Below are 16,709 nucleotides of genomic sequence, written 5' to 3' on the forward strand. Positions count from 1 at the left end.
TCCCTCGTATACGCTGGAGACAAATCTGCAGAGCACCTGATCTCAGGGTGCTTTGCAGATCGAAAACCTCAGCTCCAGGCGTGGAGCGGTGGCTTCTCGCCGTTCAGGAAATACTTACCCAAAATGGCATACTTCCAGCGGACGGGGTCGTGCAGAGTATGGGTGCGGGCGTTGCGCCAGTGGCGATCAAGCCCGTGCTCTGCAAGGGTCGAGCGCGTTCCTGCCAGTTCGAACAACTTGTTGGCGGCCGCGATCGCGATCTCAGTGGAGAGGATCTTGGCTTCGGCGGTAACGATCTGGGCTTCCGCAACGGTTCCCGCGTTCGGGTCGAGGATCGCTCGGTCAATGGCATAACCTGCCTTTTCAAGCAGCGCCTGCGCCGCATGAAGCCTTAGCGTCAAGTCCCCGATCGCCTGGATTGTGTACGGATCGTCCCAAGCGTTGTCGACGCCGGAATCCACCCAGGCGCGGCTCTTGGTGCGCACAAAACTGACGGTCTCGTCAATCGCGGCCTGCGCGATGCCGGTATCGACAGCCACTTGGATAATCTGGAAGATCGCTCCGTCCGCAGTCGGCACTTCATACCCTTTGTAGCCAGGCACGAGATGCGTCTTCGACACTTTGACGTTGTTAAGCAGTACCGTGCCCGACAGCGTGGTACGCTGGCCAAAGGAGGACCAGTCGTCGATGACAGTCAGACCCGGGGCACCGCGCTCGGCAATTGCGTACCAGGCCCTGCCCTCGTCATCCAGTGCCACGATTGGCACCAGATGCGCGAGCAGCGCTCCTGACGAGTAGAATTTCTGGCCGTTGACCACGACATGATCTCCGGCATCAACGAATTTTGTTTCGAAGTCGACCGCACGCTTGGATCCAAATTCGGAGAAGGCATTGCCGAAGCGCGTTCCTTTCAACACTTCCGCGAAGAGCAGCTTCTGTTGGTCTTCGTCTGACACCGTGCGGATGGCGGCGACCACACCCAGGTGGTTTTGCGCGATTTGTCCGATGGATGAATCGGCCGCCGAGATGATCTCGATGACCTTCGCAAGCGTCGCATAAGAGACCTCGGGACCGCCGAAGGCCTTCGGCACGTTGATAGACCAAAGCCCGCTTTGCGAAAACGCGTCCAGTTCCTTGACCGGCCAGATGCGGTCGCGATCGCGTGCTGCCGATCCCTTGACGAACTCTGCCGCGAGTGCCTTGGCGATGGCAATCGCTTCGGCGTCAGTCTTGATAATGTGGGCGGGCTGCGACGGGCGTGGAACAGGTGGCACGGCCTTTGCGGCATTTTCGGTATTTATGGTAGGATGGGTCACGGTGTTTCTCCTCTTGGATCGTGTTAGCCGACAACGGCGGGGATGGAGGGAGCCACGGCTCTCTGGCCGAGGTAGAAAGACTTGATGTCGTCGCGCCCGCGCAGATCCTGTGCGTCACCGGTCAGCACCGTGGCGCCGTTTTCGAGAATGATGGCGCGATCCGCATATTTCAGAGCGACGGCGGAATTCTGCTCCGCCACAAGGATAGAAAGACCTTCTTCGCGATTGAGGTGGCGGAGCTTCCGGAAAATGTCCTGGACGATGAGCGGCGCCAGTCCCATGGATGGTTCGTCGAGAACCAGGAGGCGCGGCCGCGACATGAGCGCCCGGCCGATCGCCGTCATCTGCTGCTCGCCACCCGAGGTCAGGCCGGAAAGTGCACGACGCTTTTCCTTCAACCTGGGGAAATGCGCGTAGATCTTCTCGATATCCTCGGCGATCTCAGCGCGCGTGCCGCTGCGGCCAAGCCCGCCGGAGACGAGGTTTTCCTCGACCGTCAGGCTGCGGAAGCAATGGCGGCCCTCAAGCACCTGCACGAGACCGGCACGCACCAGTGCAGCAGGGCTTGTGCGCAGGACATCGAGCCCGTCGAAGCGGATGCTGCCGGAAACGACTTGCCCACGTTCGGCTGGAAGCAGATTGGACAACGCCTTGAGCGTCGTCGTCTTTCCCGCGCCGTTGGCGCCAAGGAGCGCCAGAATTTCACCACGCGCCAGATGGAAACCGACGCCGTCGAGTGCGGTGATGGCGTGATTGTACGTTGCCTTCAGATCATCGACCGCAAGCAGAGTGGTTTCCAGAGCCATGACAGTGTCCTCTTGCCTTAAAAGGTCGGATTGAGAGAAGGCGCGAGGTTGGAGAGGGAGGCACCATCCTCGCGCCCGGTTCTTCAAGCCTCGCCCGTTATCAGGCGCGGCTTGAAGGGATTAGTTGGTCGCCGTTTCGGCGTCTGCCGCGGTACGAAGCTTGATGCCCTTCTCGGTCGCGTAGGCTTCCGAGGACTTCTCGATGATCGCCCGCAACAGTGCCCAGTCCGGTGCAATCCAGTCAGAGACAACGTTCCACTTCTTCCCGTCCCACTGTTGGAAAGTCACGTAGCCGTTGCCCTCATGATTATCCCAGGTAACGTTGATCGAGTGGAACAGGCTCTTGGCGCCGAGCGCCTCGACACGCGCCGGGTTGAGTTGTAGGTGTTCAAAACCCCAGCGGACCTCGTCGCCCGTGAGCGTCCGCTTGCCGAACTTCTCCTGCGCGATACGGATTGCCTCGACATTGAGGATGCCGTTGACGATACCGAGGTTATGATAAACTGACCCGATACGCTTCTTGTCTTCGAGGTTGCCCTTGCCGGAGTCGTAGAGCGCTTTGACGATCTCCTGAACGACCGGGTATTTTGTGCCAGATGCCTGCGTGGTGATTGCCGTATAGCCCTTGGCGGCATCACCAGCGGGGATGACGTCTTCTTCTGAATTGGACCAGACGTTTCCGATAATATGATCTGCCGGGAAGCCAACCTTGGCTGCGGTTTTCAGCGCGACCGGGTTCATCACGCCCCAACCGCGTAGGATGACGAAGTCTGGCTTGGCGCGGCGGATCGTGAGCCATTGCGACTGCTGCTCGTTCCCCGGATGCGGAACCTCGATCTGCTGTAGTTCAAAGGCGTATTTCTTCGCCAACAGTTCGTAGATCGGGATCGTTTCCTTGCCATAAGGCGAGCCATGATAGAGAACGACGAGCTTCTTACCCTTGAGGTTTTCGATACCGCCTTCCTTGCCGGCGATGTAGTTCACGATGCCGGAAGTTTCGCTGTACGGGTTGAGCAGCAGCGGGAAGACATAAGGGAAAACGCGGCCGTCGGTCGAATCCGTGCGGCCATGGTTGATGGTGATCAACGGGACCTTGTCGGCGGTGATGCGATCGATCATCGCATAGGCAATGCCCACGGAAAGCGGGTTCCAGGCAGCGACGTTCGGGTTGCTCTTCAGGCGCTCATAGGCCTCGACGCCACGCTCGACCTCGTACTGCGTCTCAGCTTCCGACCATGTTAGCTTGACGCCACCCACGCCGCCGTCGCGCGTGTTGATCAGGTTCAGATAATCGATGAAGCCACCGAAGAAGCCGGTGCCGCCGGCAGCATAGGGGCCGACGCGATAGCTCTGAAGCGGGAAATATTGTTCGTCCGCATGGGCCATCGGCAGGGCCACCGTGAAGGCGAGGCCGGCGGCAAGAGCCGCAATCTTGAATTTGGCAAGGATCGTCATTTTTGGACATACTCCGGGTATCGACCGGGGCAAGGCGCCGGTCCGGGTTGATCTGATGAGGGCTGGTAGCATTTCGAGAGCCTTGATGGCTCCGTTTCGATCAGGACTGCACGATGGCGGCACGGATTCGTTTTCGGACCCGATCCCAAAGGGCGACAAGCCCATCCGGTTCGAGGACCAGAAAGAGGATGATGAGCGCGCCGAGCACGATGCGCTGACTCATATCCAACACGCCTGAATTGAAGATGTTTCCGAGCAGGAAGGAGCCAAGCCGGGACAGGACTAGGGGAAACACAACGATCAGCGCCGCTCCGAAAAAAGCACCGCGGATCGATGCAAGCCCCCCGATGATGACGATGAACAAGACCTGGAACGACCGGTCAAGATTGAAACCGGCGGGCTCGACCGTGCGCAAATAGGCGAACGCCCACAGGACTCCGGCGATGCCGATGATGAAGGAGGAGATTGCGAAGGCCAGAAGCTTGGTTTTCAGCACCGGCACGCCGATGATCCGCGCCGCTGTCTCGTTGTCGCGCACGGCAATGAAATTGCGGCCGGTCTGCGAATTCACCAACCGATGGGCCAGCAAAGTGAGAACGGCGACCACCGTCAGCGCGAAATAGTATCGTCCGACGGGCCCATCGAAAACAAGACCGAAAGCCGAAAGCTGAGGCGCATCGATAACGCCGGATGCGGACTCATTCGAAAACCAGCTAAATTTGGTCAGTGCCCACTGCACGAAAAACTGCGCTGCAAGCGTCGATACCGCGAGGTAAAAGCCCTTGAGGCGCAGGCTGGGAACGCCGAACACCAAGCCGACGCCGGCCGCAGCGAAACCAGCAAGTACCATACTGACGATCAAAGGCAGACCGTCGACGCGAAGATTGAAATTGAACGCCGCGAACGCGCCGACAGCCATGAAGGCAGCACTCCCCAACGACACCTGCCCGGCATAGCCCGTCAGGATATTGAGCCCCAAGCCGGCGAGGCTGAGGGCCATGAACGGCAGCAGGATAGCCTCGAACAGGTAGTCTGACCCGAGAAGCGGCACAATGACATAGGCAATGGCAAGCCAAGCCAACGGCGTCGCCCAGCGGGCGGGGAACCGGTAGGCCGGCAGATCGCAAGTGATCGTGGACATCGGTCAGACCCTTTCCAAGAGCTTCTGGCCGAACAGGCCGGAAGGGCGAACGAGGAGGAAGGCGAGCGCGATCACATAGGCAAACCAACCCTCAATGCCGCCGCCGAAATATCCGCCGATATAGACCTCAGCCAGCTTCTCGGACGCGCCAATCAGCAACCCGCCGAGGATCGCGCCGAGGATCGAGTCGAACCCACCGAGGACGAGAACCGGCAAGGCCTTCAGGACAATCAGCGACAGTGAGAATTGCACCCCGACGCGGGCTCCCCACAAAAGACCGGCGACCAGCGCCACCAGACCTGCGGTGGCCCAGACCGTCGCCCAGATCCAAGGCAGTCTCAACCCGACGGCGAGCGCCGCGAACTGATCGTCGGCCACGGCGCGAAAACCGAGCCCGATGCGGGTGTAACGGAAGAAGACAGAGAGCAGCAGCACCATGGAGGCGGCAACGACGGCTGCGAAGATGTCGAATTGACTGATGTAGACACCACCGACATCGAACGGCACATCCTCGATACCGAGATCAAGGCCGTGCACCTGCGTGCCCCAGATCAGTTGGGCAGCGCCCTCGACAATATAGGAGAGGCCGAGCGTCGCCATGAAGAGCGTGATCGGCGGTTTGTTGGTCAGCGGCCTCAACACGGTACGCTCGACAGCTATCCCGATAACGACCATGATCGCGAAGGTGATCGCGAATGCGAGCGGGAAGGAAATGCCGCGTTCCGTCAGGCTGACGAAGGTCAGCGCCGCGAACAGGAGCATCGCCCCTTGCGCAAAATTGAGGACGCCGGATGTCTTGTAGATCAGGACGAAACCGATCGCGACCAGCGAATACATGACGCCGGACAAAAGGCCGCCGACGAGAATCTCCATGAAGAACAGCCAGTCGAAGTCAGCCATCAGATGCCCGCCCCCTCTTCATTTTCGGGAGCGACACCGAGATAGGCATCAATCACGCGCTGGTCGCGCTGGATTTCGTTGGGTGTTCCATCGGCGATCTTGCGGCCGTAGTCGAGCACGACAACGCGGTCGGACAACCCCATGACAACGCCGATATCGTGCTCGATCAGCACGACGGTGGTACCGAACCTGTCACGTGCGGCGCACACGAAATCGCCCATCTCCTTCTTTTCCGTCGCCGTCATTCCGGCCATCGGCTCATCGAGCAGCAGGATGTCGGGCTCGGCCACCAGCGCGCGAGCCAATTCCACCCGCTTTTGCAAACCATAAGGCAGTGTACCGGCCAGACGATCGCCGACATGCGAGAGGTGGAGGAACTCGAGCACGTCCAAGGCGCGGCTGCGGGCATCCGTTTGCTCGGTGCGGGCACGACCAAGCCCGATGATCTGTTCCACGAAGCTCGACCGCGTCTTGTGCGCCCTGCCAATCATGACATTGTCGAGAACGCTCAAGCCCTTGAACAAGGCGAGGTTTTGAAACGTACGGGCAACGCCCAAACGGGCGAGATTCTGTATCGGGACCTGGGCATAAGTCCGCCCGGGGAGCCGCACATAGCCGCGATCGGGTCGGTAGACGCCGCTGACCACATTGATGATCGAGCTCTTGCCAGCACCGTTCGGCCCGATAATGGCGAGGATTTCGCCGCGCCAAACGGACAGATCGATATCCTTCAGGGCGACGACGCCACCGAAGGATAGATCGATGCGGGCCAGCTCCAGAATGATGCCGTCCGTTGCGCCGGCTTCAATGGGCGAAGTCCAGGCCGCGCCTGTTCCTCTATCCAAGCCGGCCAAGTGCTCCTGAACGTCCGGCGGAAACGGCGCCGCTCCCAAGCCTCCGAAGGCAAATGTCATAGTGTGCACGCCCCTGCTTTCGACGGCGCGCCACGAGCCCACGAGTTCATAGGCGCACGCTATCCCTCCACGAACCACCGGGTTCTTGGCCTGTCATTGTTGATGCGGCCGGCTTTGCGTGCCGGCCGACAACGTGTTGCGATTACTCCGCGGCGACTGCCGTCGCGATTTCGGCTTCTTCCAACTCGCGGATCAACGGGATGACGTGCTTCCCGAAATACTCGACCTCTTCCTGGAAATGCAGGAAACCGAGAAGGATGAGGTCCGCGCCGGCGCGCTTCAGGTCGATGACCCGCTCGGCGACCTGGCGGGGTGTCCCTATCAGGTTGGAGCGGAAGCCGTCGTTGTACTGGATCAGGTCCTCGAAAGAGGATTTCGCCCAGTTGCCCTCGCCTTCAGGTGATGATTTCCCGGCGTTCTTGACCTCGTGGCCAAAGGCATTGACCGCCTCTGGATTGGCCTTTTCGATGATCTCGGCAAGCACGGCCCTTGCTTCTTCCTCGGCCTCGCGAACGATGGCGAACGCGTTGACGCCAACGCGAACGGAATGATCGTTGGCCTTCGCCTTGCCTTGGATGTCAGCCACCTGTTTGCCGATTTCCTCCGGCGTGTTCCCATTGGTGAAGTACCAGTCGGAAACACGCGATGCCATGTCGCGCGCGGCGCGCGATGAGCCGCCCTGAAAGATTTCAGGCTGCGGATCGATTGGCTTCGGCTTCAGCGAATAATTGTTGAAGCGATAGAAATCGCCGTGGAACGTGAAATTGTCTTCGGTCCAAATACCGCGCAGTGCGCGGATGAATTCCTCCGAGCGGCGGTAGCGCTCGTCATGCTCAAGCCAGTGCTCGCCAATTGCGTGGAACTCGCCTCGGAACCAGCCACTGACGATATTGACGGCGACACGACCATTGGTGAGGTGATTGATGGTGGCGATCTGCTTGGCCGCCAGTGTAGGATTCCATGGTCCCGGCAGAATGGCGGCAATCACCTTCAGCGTCGTCGTCGATTCCAGCAGCGCATGGCTAAAGGAGACGGATTCATGCTGGAACTCGGCGCCATAACCGGCGGTGAAACGAATTTGGCTCAGCGCATAATCGAAGCCACTGGTCTCGGCGATCTGCGCCAGCTTTCTGTTATATTCGATCGTCCAGCTCGTCCGCTGCTCAATATTGGAAATGACGAGGCCACCCGAAACATTGGGAACCCAGTAGGCGAATTTGACCGGCTCTCTGCTGGCATAGGACATGATACTCTCCCTCTTGAAATGGCTAGGCTGACGCGGCGGCGAGCGCCGGGCGGTTTGCATGAGCGCGCGCGGCAGCGGTGTGATCAGAGAGCGGCAGCACCTGAGCGAGTTCTGAAACGGCGCGCTCGATACGCTCTTGAACCACAGGACTGGCGATCTCATAATCCGTGAAATCGGTTTCGGTAGCGTAGATCGACGTCGGCAGTGTCAGGGCGTTGAAGAAGCCGAATAGCGGGCGCAACTGATGTTCGGTCATCAAACCGTGCAGCGGTGTGCCACCTGTGGCAGCCAGAATGACCCGCTTTCCGGTCAGTGCGCGGTAGTCAACAAGGTCGAAGAGATGCTTGAGAGCGCCGGTATACGATGCCCGGTAGACCGGCGACCCGACAACAAGGACATCAGCCGCCTCGACGGCGTCGATAATCGCCCGCCCCTCGGCATCCAACTGGTCCGATCGAAGCGCCTTGAAGAGAATGGGGGCAGCGTCAACCAGTTCTATGGTTTGCCCATCGAGACCCAGCTTCGATGTGGCTGCCGACACAAGTGCTTCCACAAGGGAGGCAGTTCGCGATGGTCGTTTTACATTTCCCGCAAGACCCAGAATTTTCATGTCGGCGACATCCTTTTGCGACGTAGTCTATATATTTAATGGACTAATGATAACGACACGATGCCAATATTTCTCCCTGTTGTAGATTGCCATCCTGAAATCGCGCCCAATGGGCGAAATAAAAACTTCAGCTTGGCGTTCTATGTGGCGCAGCAAACTGCACGCCACGGCGAGAGCGAACAACTCTCTATGGCCAAATGGGTTGCGCTGGTGCTGAAGCGAAATGGAGCTCGCGCAACGATCGGGAAGCATATTTTCGTCTCGCCATGGAGGGAAGAATGCGAAATTTGCAAAGGTCCGACCTGCTACAGCAGTTACTTAGCGACCGGCCACGGTGTCTAAACTAAAGAGGAGCCCGTTCGATCGTGCTCGAAACACTATCGATTCATAGCGCGAATCAAATTGACCGCATAAGCGGAACTCAAGCAGCAAACAAGCAGGGCACCATGACATCTTACCTCACAAGGCAGAAGCATGCTAAGGAAAGACTAGGCGCAGCGCTTCAAAAAATGAATGACGCCATCCGCGACGTACACAAATCCGGCATTGATGTCGATATCAGTACCCTCACGATACACACGCCGCGTGGCCCGATGGTTCAAGTCGACCTTAAGACGTTCCGCGCATATGACGCGCCCCCAGTGTTGCGATTGGTGGAAGAATAAATGCGGTTAGATTCGCTCATCGATCACCGTGCCACGATGATCGCGTGCCTGGGTTTCCACCAATCGCAGTCGGCAAGCTGTCTCTACAGCAAGGGTGCGACGAATGACTTCAGGCGCTAGCCTTCGCGCCAGCCAATTAGGCGGAAGCGTCCAGCTCGGCTAAGTCTGAAGCCTGGATGGCCCTATAAGCTGTAGGAGCTTGAAGGGCTTCCCATTAAGCGCCTCCTGTACTCGGTGAGCTGCTGCAGGCATCCTCCTTAAGGCCGCTGTGTAGCGACTTCAGTGCGACGCATGTCTCAAATCTTGTCTAAAACTCCTAGGGCGGCCGCGGTCCTTCGTATCCTTGACGAGTCAAAATCCGAGCTCTTCTCAAGAGTTGTCAAGTCAGACCATCGCTCGTCCAGCGAAAGCTAGTCGGATCTACCGCAAGGGGCCAGGATGTCATCGTTTCCGACCTTCCGAGAACGCTTTCTCTGCCGGCCGAATATAATGGTGGTCCGAGTAAACTGACTTCGGCGTAACCGGTGTTCGTCCCACGCGTTATCCTGTCAGCAATCTGGTGTTCGACTTTCAATACAAGAGCGAAGGAAGTGTCTCCGTCGAGACTGAGATTCTTCCAATAAATTCAACTCACTGGCGATCAGCCCGGTGGTGACGAAATACTCAATCCGACCAACATGTCGGGGTTGTCAGATAGAAGGGGAACTTTTCGTGCTGCTTGAGGGAGTCATAGCCGTACATTACCACTTCGAGGTTTGGCCATCGCCAACGGGAGATTGTCAGCTCGAACATTTGCGGACTCAAGCAAATCTTGAACTCTCTTGCGTAATACTATATCGTACCGAGTTGTGTACTCGACCAACAAAGTATAAAGGTAAGCCATGGCGATTGGCTAAATATATCAGAAAATATATTATTGTTAAATATTGATCTATGGCGGAGTGCCGTCTAGACGTGCTCAACACGCGGCATGGGACTACCCCGGTCAGCGACGGGAGGCTTAGATGAACCGACGTGACAAAATGCATCCAAACGAACCCAGGTGTGATAGCCCGGAAATGGGGCTCGTCTTGCTCGATGGCGAACGGGTGCTTGCTCAACGGCGTGGTATACGCTGGCAGCCGGCCGCACGGAACGAGCATCTGGATGCGCTTCGCGAAGTCGCAGATAGCGGAAGATATTATCGGGTTAACCGTCCCGTAGTGACCGGCATGGAGCTGAGCCTTGAAATATTGTCGACATTGCAACAACCACCTGCCGAACACGAGGCAAGCATAGGCCTGGACCTAACCAAAGCACATCTCGCCACCAAACACGAACCGGAACAAATGCATCAGATCACATGGTCTCTTTCAAAATCTGAACGTGTCTTTGATTGCGCTGGAGGCGATTCTGACAACGGCGAAGCCATCGCTACTGATGGACAAGTCGAGGCTCTCGCGAACCGCGTCTACATCAAATCCGCCGAAGCCTATAATCAGCTGATTGATAGGAGTAACCGATCACGTCCACCGAAGAGCTATCATGCACATGTTGATTTTGAAAACTGTCGGTACATCGATGGCACTTCCAGGCCTTGGAGACACGGTTCGCTTAAAGGCGGCCGCTTGCGCGTAATACGACGGGCGGTAGACATTGGACCAGCGCGCCATCCCGACGCAGCCTTGTGCCTATGGCATTGAACTTAGCGGCAGAATGCGATAGCTGCCAATTACGGCCGCGGCTGTAATACAGGTGGTTGATCCCGAATCTGGTTCGGGCGTGAAACGCGGTGCCGGTATTGGAAGGGTCGACTAATTCGACCTTCAATTCCAAGCGACCGTCCGATCTCAAAGCAAAGCTCCTGTAGGGTCCTTGAAGGATATCGACAGAGGAAAACTATCAAATGCGGTGTTGCAAGAACGCGCCCCAAGGTCGTGGGGGTGGCTCGAATTTTTCTACTGAACCAGAACCTGCAAAGGCCGATATTGCCTACGATGCTATTCGGAGAATTCTCCACAGTAACGGTCGTGTGCCGGAGCAACATCTCAGGGAACAGGATCTAGCGTCTAAGCTCGATCTTGGTCGAACACCGGTTCGCGAAGCGCTTCAGCGGCTCGCAGCTGAAGGGAAGATTCAATACATCCCTCAAAGAGGCTTTTTCACCAGGCCGATGTCGGAAAGAGCTCTGTTAGATGTTTATGTTGTCGGACGTGAAACCCTGACCTCGGCACTGAATCGAATGCGGCCGCAGGTCCCAGAGAGCTGGACCGTGGCGGATAAATTGTCCTCTGACGAACTTGCCTTAAGGGCAGAAGCGATATTCACTAAAATCGCGCAAGAAGCATCGAATTGCGAGGCTTGCAAAATCGTCCACCGGTTCTGTTTTTGCACTCACCCTTTACGAATGGAACTAACTGCGTCGGAACTTCGGCCCGCGTTTGTTGAAAGCCTCGAGAAGCTAATTGACGCAATGTCTGAACTAGGCACGGCAACGACCCTGGTGGAGTCCGCGTTGATGAACCACCTTGATCTAGAACAGGGTGCCGTCTCAAGGATTGTACAAGAGGTGAACGAACGTGGATTAACAGGTTTTCCGGGGCCTGCGAAAAGTTTGTGACATTTCAAACTGTCATCTCGACGAATGATCCTAGTCAACGAGCCTGAAGAATTTTGTCGAGTGCCGCGCATATCTGCGGCTGCTGCGGGCAATCCAAAAGCCGACGTCGGCATCACCTACCAGCATTTTAATTATGTTGCCAAATCAAAGAGGCTGCCGCCATCCCTTCAGCATCCCAGAATACAGCGCTGCAGAGCGAAAGGTGCTTGTGTCCTATCGGGCAACGCCCTCCGTAGGTTTCCATTTGCCGCGGCTTGGCCAGGCCAGCTATGTTGATCGAGCGACGTTTTCAGCCGAAGTCTCAAAAGACATTGTGCCAAAGATCATAACAGCCAACGGGATCGACGCTGCGACCTTGAGGACAAAGGTTACGCCGGGCGGGTATCTCCTCAAAACAATGCATCGCTTCAGACCGAGGGTGATCTCGATGACGCCGTGACGGATAGGTTTGCCGGCCCGCTAGGCTACGTCTTGCGCCAATGTCGCGTTCTTACCTCTCGCCTCGACGACACGACAGGTAAGACAGTCCTTGTTATCGTGCGGTTTCCGCAGGGCAGCCTTAGCCACCGTGGCGCAGAGATTCTTCGAAGCAGCGGACGCAACGAAAAATGGCTTGGGCGGCGGATATAGCGTAGTCGGTGACGAGCAGATCTTCCTCAATGCGACGAATTCCGAAGGAAAACCTTATAGCGGACTCGATGACGCAAGCTTCCTAGACGGATTGAGGCGCGCAGCCGTATCGTTTGGCAGCCCTAAACCAAGGGTTTCTCCCCTCGGCAATGCGACCGCGCGCTTTATTGGGAATGATTGGCAGAGGTCAACAAGAGGCGAGGGCTATCAAACCTTGCTCGGTGGATCGGACGGCGAGTTAGTGAGAAAGCTCGACGAGATCAGCAGCTGTTATGCATTCCTCCTCGCGAAGACAGCCGACAGCAAGGGCTGGGCCAGAGATGAATAAGGGCCGGACGAGGACCTACGCTCAAGTCGCTGAGCAAACTCAAAAGGCTTTCACGAAACCGGCCTCGCTGGCGACACGATTTGAGGATCCCACGCCGGCCACCTGGGGCCGCGCCGGAGAAAATCTCACTGCTGCAATGCTCAGAAATTGAGACGGCTTAATCCTGCTATAGTTCTAGAATATCTTAACGGTATCCGTCCGGTGGGGACCGCAGGTAACTCGAGAGCGGGTTCGCCTAAAAGTCTGATCGGAGTGCCACGATTGCTTTTGCGGCACGATCGCATAGCTCAGCCATGCCGCGATCAGTCAGCGCCATGTGCTCTGTGGCGATTTCAAAGAGGTAGTCAGCGATGTCTTCTGCCGTTGCGTGCTCGTTGACGAGCATCCCGAGTACGACGTCGGCATAGGCGTCATATTCGTCCTTCGCTTCGGGAATATGAGATATGCCGATGGGATCCCAATCATGAAGCAACGCCTCGCGAACAAGAGCGCGGTTATTGTCGGACTGATCTCTGTCGGTTGCGTGAACCATCGATTGACCCTACGCAGCCGCGGCTTCTGTTGACGATGCCACCCAGTTCCACGGGAGCAATTGTTCGAGTCTGGTGATCGGCGTGTCAGCGATACGAGCGAGAACGTCGGCAAGCCAAGCCTGCGATCGACGTCGTTGAGCTTGGCCGTTTATGCCGACCGTCGAACTATGCCGAACGAGCAGGTTTATGCCAACGTTTTTCGTGACAAAGCAGTAGCCGGATCGGCATAGCTTAGGCTCTCTCCGTCGCAGTTGACGCAAAGGAGAGCCCTATGAACGCAAGTGACTATTTGAAGCGCAGCACGCTGTATCGGAAGCTGATCCACGGGCCGCATGGCAAGTTTGCCCAAGTTTACGCCGCCAGGTTGTCGAACGAAGGCTTGGGTCGGCAATGTACCTGGCGATCGCTGAGCCTGTTTCGAGAGCTGATGGACTGGCATGTTGGCAGCGGACATGAGCCCCGGGATTTAAGCGAAGGTCACGTTAGTCGGTTTTTCGAGCACCGTTTCAAACACTGGAGACCTGACGCGGGCGACCGATCAGCTCTCCGCCGCTTACTCTCTACATTGCGGCAAGAAGGTTTGATATCAGCCGCCGTTCCGATTGAGCGCACGGAGCACGAGCAGATTGTCGATATGTTCGCAGCTTATCTCTCGAATGAGAGAGGGCTCGCAGCCTCAACGGTGGAAAGTCACAAGCTGCTGTCGCATCGATTTCTGATGGAGATCTGTCCGGCCGGCGCAGACGAGTTTGCAGCGCTCACCCCGGAGATCGTCATCGGCTATGTCGAACGACATGCGCTTGACGGTTCCGCCGACAGTGGCAAAGCCATGTGCGGAGTTGTGCGTGCGTTCTTGCGCTATTTGCATCTGAAGGGTTTCATCTCGACGCCGCTCGCTGACTGTGTGCCGTCCATCCGCCGCTGGCGACTTGCCGGCCTTCCAACATTCCTGCCGCCCGAGAAGGTCCAGAAGGTTCTCGATGCCTGCGATCGGACGACGGCAATGGGCCATCGGGACTATGCGGTTCTGATGATCCTCGCCAAGCTCGGCTTGCGCGCCAGCGAAGTTGCGACCCTCAATCTTGACGATATCGACTGGCAGTCGGGCACGATTCTCGTACACGGAAAGGGGCGGCAACAAGCAACGATGCCGCTGCGTCACGACGTCGGAACAGCGATCGTGGCTTATATCCGGCATGGGCGCCCCGCTTCGGCGTGTCGGCGAGTTTTCTTGCGAACTCTTGCGCCGCATGTGGGTTTTGCCTCCGGCTGCGCCATCACGATGATCGCAAAGCAGGCACTCGAACGGGCGGGCATTGACGGCTATGCGCATCACGGCGCCCATCTTTTCCGCCACAGCCTTGCAACCGACCTTTTGCGGTCGGGCGCCAGCTTTGCCGAGATCGGTCAACTGCTCCGCCATCGAAGCATCGACAGTACAAGGATCTATGCCAAGCTCGATGTTGAGAAGTTGCGCGAACTGAGCCTCCCCTGGCCGGGAGGTGTCCAATGAGCCGGCTTCGCACCGCGTTTGAGCGCTACATCGGCATGCGCCAAGGGCTGGGATACAAATATGACGGTCCGGCAAAACGATTGTCGGGGTTCGTCGCTTTCATGGAGGCCCGCGGCGCCGAGACCATTACGGCGGACCTGGCAATGGAGTGGGTCACCTCGATGGGCCGGCAGCCGAGTTGGTCAATCCGACTGGCTGATGTGCGCTGCTTTGCCCAGCACCTCAGTCATTTCGATCCTCTGACGGAAGTGCCACCGAGCGACGCAGTGCCGCCGGCACGGCGCACAAAGCCCTACATCTATAGTGAAGTCGAGATTCAGGCGCTTCTGGCGGCAGCACTGTCGTTGCCGCCGGCCAACGCCCTGCGGCGCTGGACATATCACTGCCTGTTCGGGCTGATAGCGGTCGCCGGACTGCGCCATTCCGAAGCGCTCGGCCTACGCCGGGCCGACGTCGATCTCGACCAGGGCGTCCTCACCATTCGCGAGACAAAGTTCGGCAAGACAAGGCTGGTGCCGCTGCATGCCACGACAGTCGCTGTATTGTTGGACTATGCCGCCCGACGCGATGCACACCTTCGTACGCCTCGTAGTCCCTATTTCTTCGTCGCCGAACAGGGCGGCAGATTATTGCATCAATACGTGCACCGCGTGTTCTGGCGACTATCCCGGCAAATCGGATTACGGCAGGAGGGGAAACGAGATGGTCCACGGATTCATGATCTTCGCCACCGTTTCGCCGTCCAGACCCTGATCAACTGGCATCGGGCTGGCGAAGATGTGGAACGCGAGCTGCCGGTTCTCTCAACCTTCCTCGGCCATGCCAATGTTCGCGACACCTACTGGTATCTGTCCGCCGCGCCGGAACTGATGAACCATGCCGTCCGGCGATTGGATAAGCGCTGGGAGGCTCGGTCATGAGACGCACGAACGACCTGGCCGTGCTGATCGAGCGGTGGTTCACAGATCGGCTCATGAAGCATCGAGGTGTCAGTCCCAACACCATCGCCTCCTACCGCGACACCTTCAGGCTCCTGTTTGCGTTCGCACAGACGCGCCTTGGGAGGTCCCCATCTCAGTTGACACTACGGGATATAGACGCTCCTTTCATCGGCGCATTCCTGGAGAACCTTGAGACAAAGAGATCCGCCTCGGTGAGGACCCGGAATCTCCGCCTTACAGCCATCCGATCCTTCTTCCAATATGCAGCGTTCGAGGAGCCGGCACATAGCGCCCATATTCAGCGTGTGCTCGCGATCCCCAGCAAGCGATGTGATAAGCGGCAACTTCAGTTTCTAACCAGGCCCGAGATTGAAGCGATCCTGGACTGCACTGATCGAAGCACGTGGCTGGGACGCCGCGACTACACTCTGCTATTACTGGCCGCCCAAACCGGGCTTCGGGTCTCGGAGATCATCGACCTTGACCGAGATTCGGTAATGCTCGGCCGCGGTGCGCATGTGCAATGCATCGGCAAGGGCCGCAAAGAGCGAAGTACGCCGCTCACAAAGGTTGCCCAGCAAGCCCTCCGGTATTGGCTCAAGGAACCAGGGAAGCGAGGCGCAACGACTCTCTTTCCAAACATGCACGGTGGCCGGCTCAGCGCCGACGGCGTGCAGGCACTGCTGAACAAATATGTCGCCAAAGCGCGCGAGCACTGCCAGTCCCTTCGCTCAAAGCGGGTGTCGCCGCATGTCTTACGGCACTCCGCTGCCATGGAGTTACTGCAGGCGGGCGTCGACTGCTCGGTCATTGCCCTGTGGTTGGGCCACGAAGCGATGGAAACGACGTTGACCTATCTTCATGCACATCTCGAACTGAAGGAATCTGCACTCGCAAAGCTGAAGCCGTACGAACGCGCCAAGGCCGAGCGGTTTCGACCAAGCGACCGGCTTTTGGAATTCCTGAACGCCCTCTGAGCATGAGAACTATGCCGAGTGTCAACCAACGGCGACCCGCCGAACCGGCCGGGAACGCACGGTGTAGCGTCCTCATCAAAAGAGGCGTTCGGCATAGTTCGACGGTCGGCATAAACCGCCTTATGCCGCGCGCGG

At 57.8% G+C, this 16,709-nt stretch carries 17 protein-coding genes and 2 pseudogenes; 8 read left to right on the plus strand and 11 right to left on the minus strand.

The genetic code is table 11. The features are described from left to right. Window positions 1-68: 68 nt before the first annotated feature. From J7U39_RS27900 to msuE, 8 genes are all read right to left on the minus strand, one after another. The gene (locus J7U39_RS27900; RefSeq protein WP_168301790.1) at window positions 69-1,316 is read right to left on the minus strand and encodes an SfnB family sulfur acquisition oxidoreductase; all 1,248 of its coding nucleotides are present in this window, start codon (window positions 1,314-1,316) and stop codon (window positions 69-71) included. A 23-nt stretch (window positions 1,317-1,339) separates the two neighbouring features. After that, window positions 1,340-2,122 carry an ABC transporter ATP-binding protein gene (locus J7U39_RS27905; RefSeq protein ID WP_131702639.1) on the minus strand — a complete coding sequence of 261 codons (783 nt, stop codon included), beginning with the start codon at window positions 2,120-2,122 and terminating at the stop codon, window positions 1,340-1,342. 120 nt (window positions 2,123-2,242) lie between these two features. Next, a complete protein-coding gene (locus J7U39_RS27910; RefSeq protein WP_210633206.1) occupies window positions 2,243-3,577 on the minus strand; it encodes an ABC transporter substrate-binding protein in 1,335 nt (444 codons plus the stop codon). A 100-nt stretch (window positions 3,578-3,677) separates the two neighbouring features. Beyond that, on the minus strand, window positions 3,678-4,718 hold the full coding sequence (locus tag J7U39_RS27915; RefSeq protein ID WP_168301791.1) for a branched-chain amino acid ABC transporter permease: 1,041 nt from the start codon (window positions 4,716-4,718) through the stop codon (window positions 3,678-3,680). 3 nt (window positions 4,719-4,721) lie between these two features. After that, on the minus strand, window positions 4,722-5,618 hold the full coding sequence (locus J7U39_RS27920) for a branched-chain amino acid ABC transporter permease (RefSeq protein WP_168301792.1): 897 nt from the start codon (window positions 5,616-5,618) through the stop codon (window positions 4,722-4,724). Beyond that, window positions 5,618-6,541 (minus strand): ABC transporter ATP-binding protein, encoded by a 924-nt coding sequence (locus tag J7U39_RS27925; RefSeq protein WP_247241813.1) that lies wholly within the window; start codon window positions 6,539-6,541, stop codon window positions 5,618-5,620. The genes J7U39_RS27920 and J7U39_RS27925 overlap by 1 nt, the downstream gene beginning before the upstream one ends. 133 nt (window positions 6,542-6,674) lie before the next feature. Continuing rightward, complete coding sequence (gene sfnG / locus J7U39_RS27930) at window positions 6,675-7,778, minus strand: dimethylsulfone monooxygenase SfnG (protein ID WP_210633057.1); 1,104 nt, start codon at window positions 7,776-7,778, stop codon at window positions 6,675-6,677. 22 nt (window positions 7,779-7,800) lie between these two features. Continuing rightward, window positions 7,801-8,388: an FMN reductase gene (gene msuE / locus J7U39_RS27935; RefSeq protein ID WP_127431432.1), complete on the minus strand. Its 588-nt coding sequence runs from the start codon at window positions 8,386-8,388 to the stop codon at window positions 7,801-7,803. A gap of 60 nt (window positions 8,389-8,448) precedes the next feature. Between msuE and J7U39_RS27940 the strand changes: the two genes are divergently transcribed. Together J7U39_RS27940 and J7U39_RS27945 are read left to right on the plus strand one after the other, a co-directional pair. Further along, the gene (locus tag J7U39_RS27940) at window positions 8,449-8,730 is read left to right on the plus strand and encodes a hypothetical protein (RefSeq protein ID WP_210633058.1); all 282 of its coding nucleotides are present in this window, start codon (window positions 8,449-8,451) and stop codon (window positions 8,728-8,730) included. 23 nt (window positions 8,731-8,753) lie between these two features. Then, window positions 8,754-9,053: a hypothetical protein gene (locus J7U39_RS27945; RefSeq protein ID WP_244604854.1), complete on the plus strand. Its 300-nt coding sequence runs from the start codon at window positions 8,754-8,756 to the stop codon at window positions 9,051-9,053. Between the two features lie 296 nt (window positions 9,054-9,349). Here J7U39_RS27945 and J7U39_RS32295 read toward each other — a convergent pair. Then, window positions 9,350-9,442: pseudogene (locus J7U39_RS32295) on the minus strand (transcriptional regulator); the annotation flags it as partial. Between the two features lie 615 nt (window positions 9,443-10,057). Between J7U39_RS32295 and J7U39_RS27950 the strand changes: the two are divergent. The 3 genes from J7U39_RS27950 to J7U39_RS32010 all read left to right on the plus strand — a co-directional run bounded on the left by J7U39_RS27950 (window position 10,058) and on the right by J7U39_RS32010 (window position 12,610). Continuing rightward, on the plus strand, window positions 10,058-10,735 hold the full coding sequence (locus J7U39_RS27950; RefSeq protein WP_210633059.1) for a hypothetical protein: 678 nt from the start codon (window positions 10,058-10,060) through the stop codon (window positions 10,733-10,735). Between the two features lie 203 nt (window positions 10,736-10,938). Then, the gene (locus J7U39_RS27955; RefSeq protein ID WP_210633060.1) at window positions 10,939-11,652 is read left to right on the plus strand and encodes a GntR family transcriptional regulator; all 714 of its coding nucleotides are present in this window, start codon (window positions 10,939-10,941) and stop codon (window positions 11,650-11,652) included. A 568-nt stretch (window positions 11,653-12,220) separates the two neighbouring features. Next, window positions 12,221-12,610: a hypothetical protein gene (locus tag J7U39_RS32010; protein ID WP_247241799.1), complete on the plus strand. Its 390-nt coding sequence runs from the start codon at window positions 12,221-12,223 to the stop codon at window positions 12,608-12,610. A 235-nt stretch (window positions 12,611-12,845) separates the two neighbouring features. On the opposite strand, the gene J7U39_RS27965 is transcribed toward J7U39_RS32010, so the two are convergent. Beyond that, the gene (locus J7U39_RS27965) at window positions 12,846-13,142 is read right to left on the minus strand and encodes a hypothetical protein (RefSeq protein WP_247241800.1); all 297 of its coding nucleotides are present in this window, start codon (window positions 13,140-13,142) and stop codon (window positions 12,846-12,848) included. A 9-nt stretch (window positions 13,143-13,151) separates the two neighbouring features. Next, a pseudogene (locus tag J7U39_RS27970) lies at window positions 13,152-13,291 on the minus strand (transposase domain-containing protein); the annotation flags it as partial. Window positions 13,292-13,414: 123 nt separating this feature from the next. Between J7U39_RS27970 and J7U39_RS27975 the strand changes: the two are divergent. From J7U39_RS27975 to J7U39_RS27985, 3 genes are read left to right on the plus strand one after another with little or no spacing between them, the layout of a single operon-like run. After that, entirely contained in the window at window positions 13,415-14,656 is a 1,242-nt protein-coding gene (locus tag J7U39_RS27975; protein WP_138397172.1) for a site-specific integrase, read from the plus strand. After that, window positions 14,653-15,576 (plus strand): tyrosine-type recombinase/integrase, encoded by a 924-nt coding sequence (locus tag J7U39_RS27980; RefSeq protein ID WP_092577041.1) that lies wholly within the window; start codon window positions 14,653-14,655, stop codon window positions 15,574-15,576. The genes J7U39_RS27975 and J7U39_RS27980 overlap by 4 nt, the downstream gene beginning before the upstream one ends. Then, window positions 15,573-16,574, plus strand: coding sequence for a tyrosine-type recombinase/integrase (locus J7U39_RS27985; RefSeq protein WP_138397173.1), 1,002 nt, complete (start codon window positions 15,573-15,575; stop codon window positions 16,572-16,574). The genes J7U39_RS27980 and J7U39_RS27985 overlap by 4 nt, the downstream gene beginning before the upstream one ends. The last annotated feature ends 135 nt before the right edge of the window (window positions 16,575-16,709 follow it).

Origin of the sequence: Rhizobium sp. NLR16a, from assembly GCF_017948245.1 — a bacterium.
Lineage (GTDB): Bacteria > Pseudomonadota > Alphaproteobacteria > Rhizobiales > Rhizobiaceae > Rhizobium.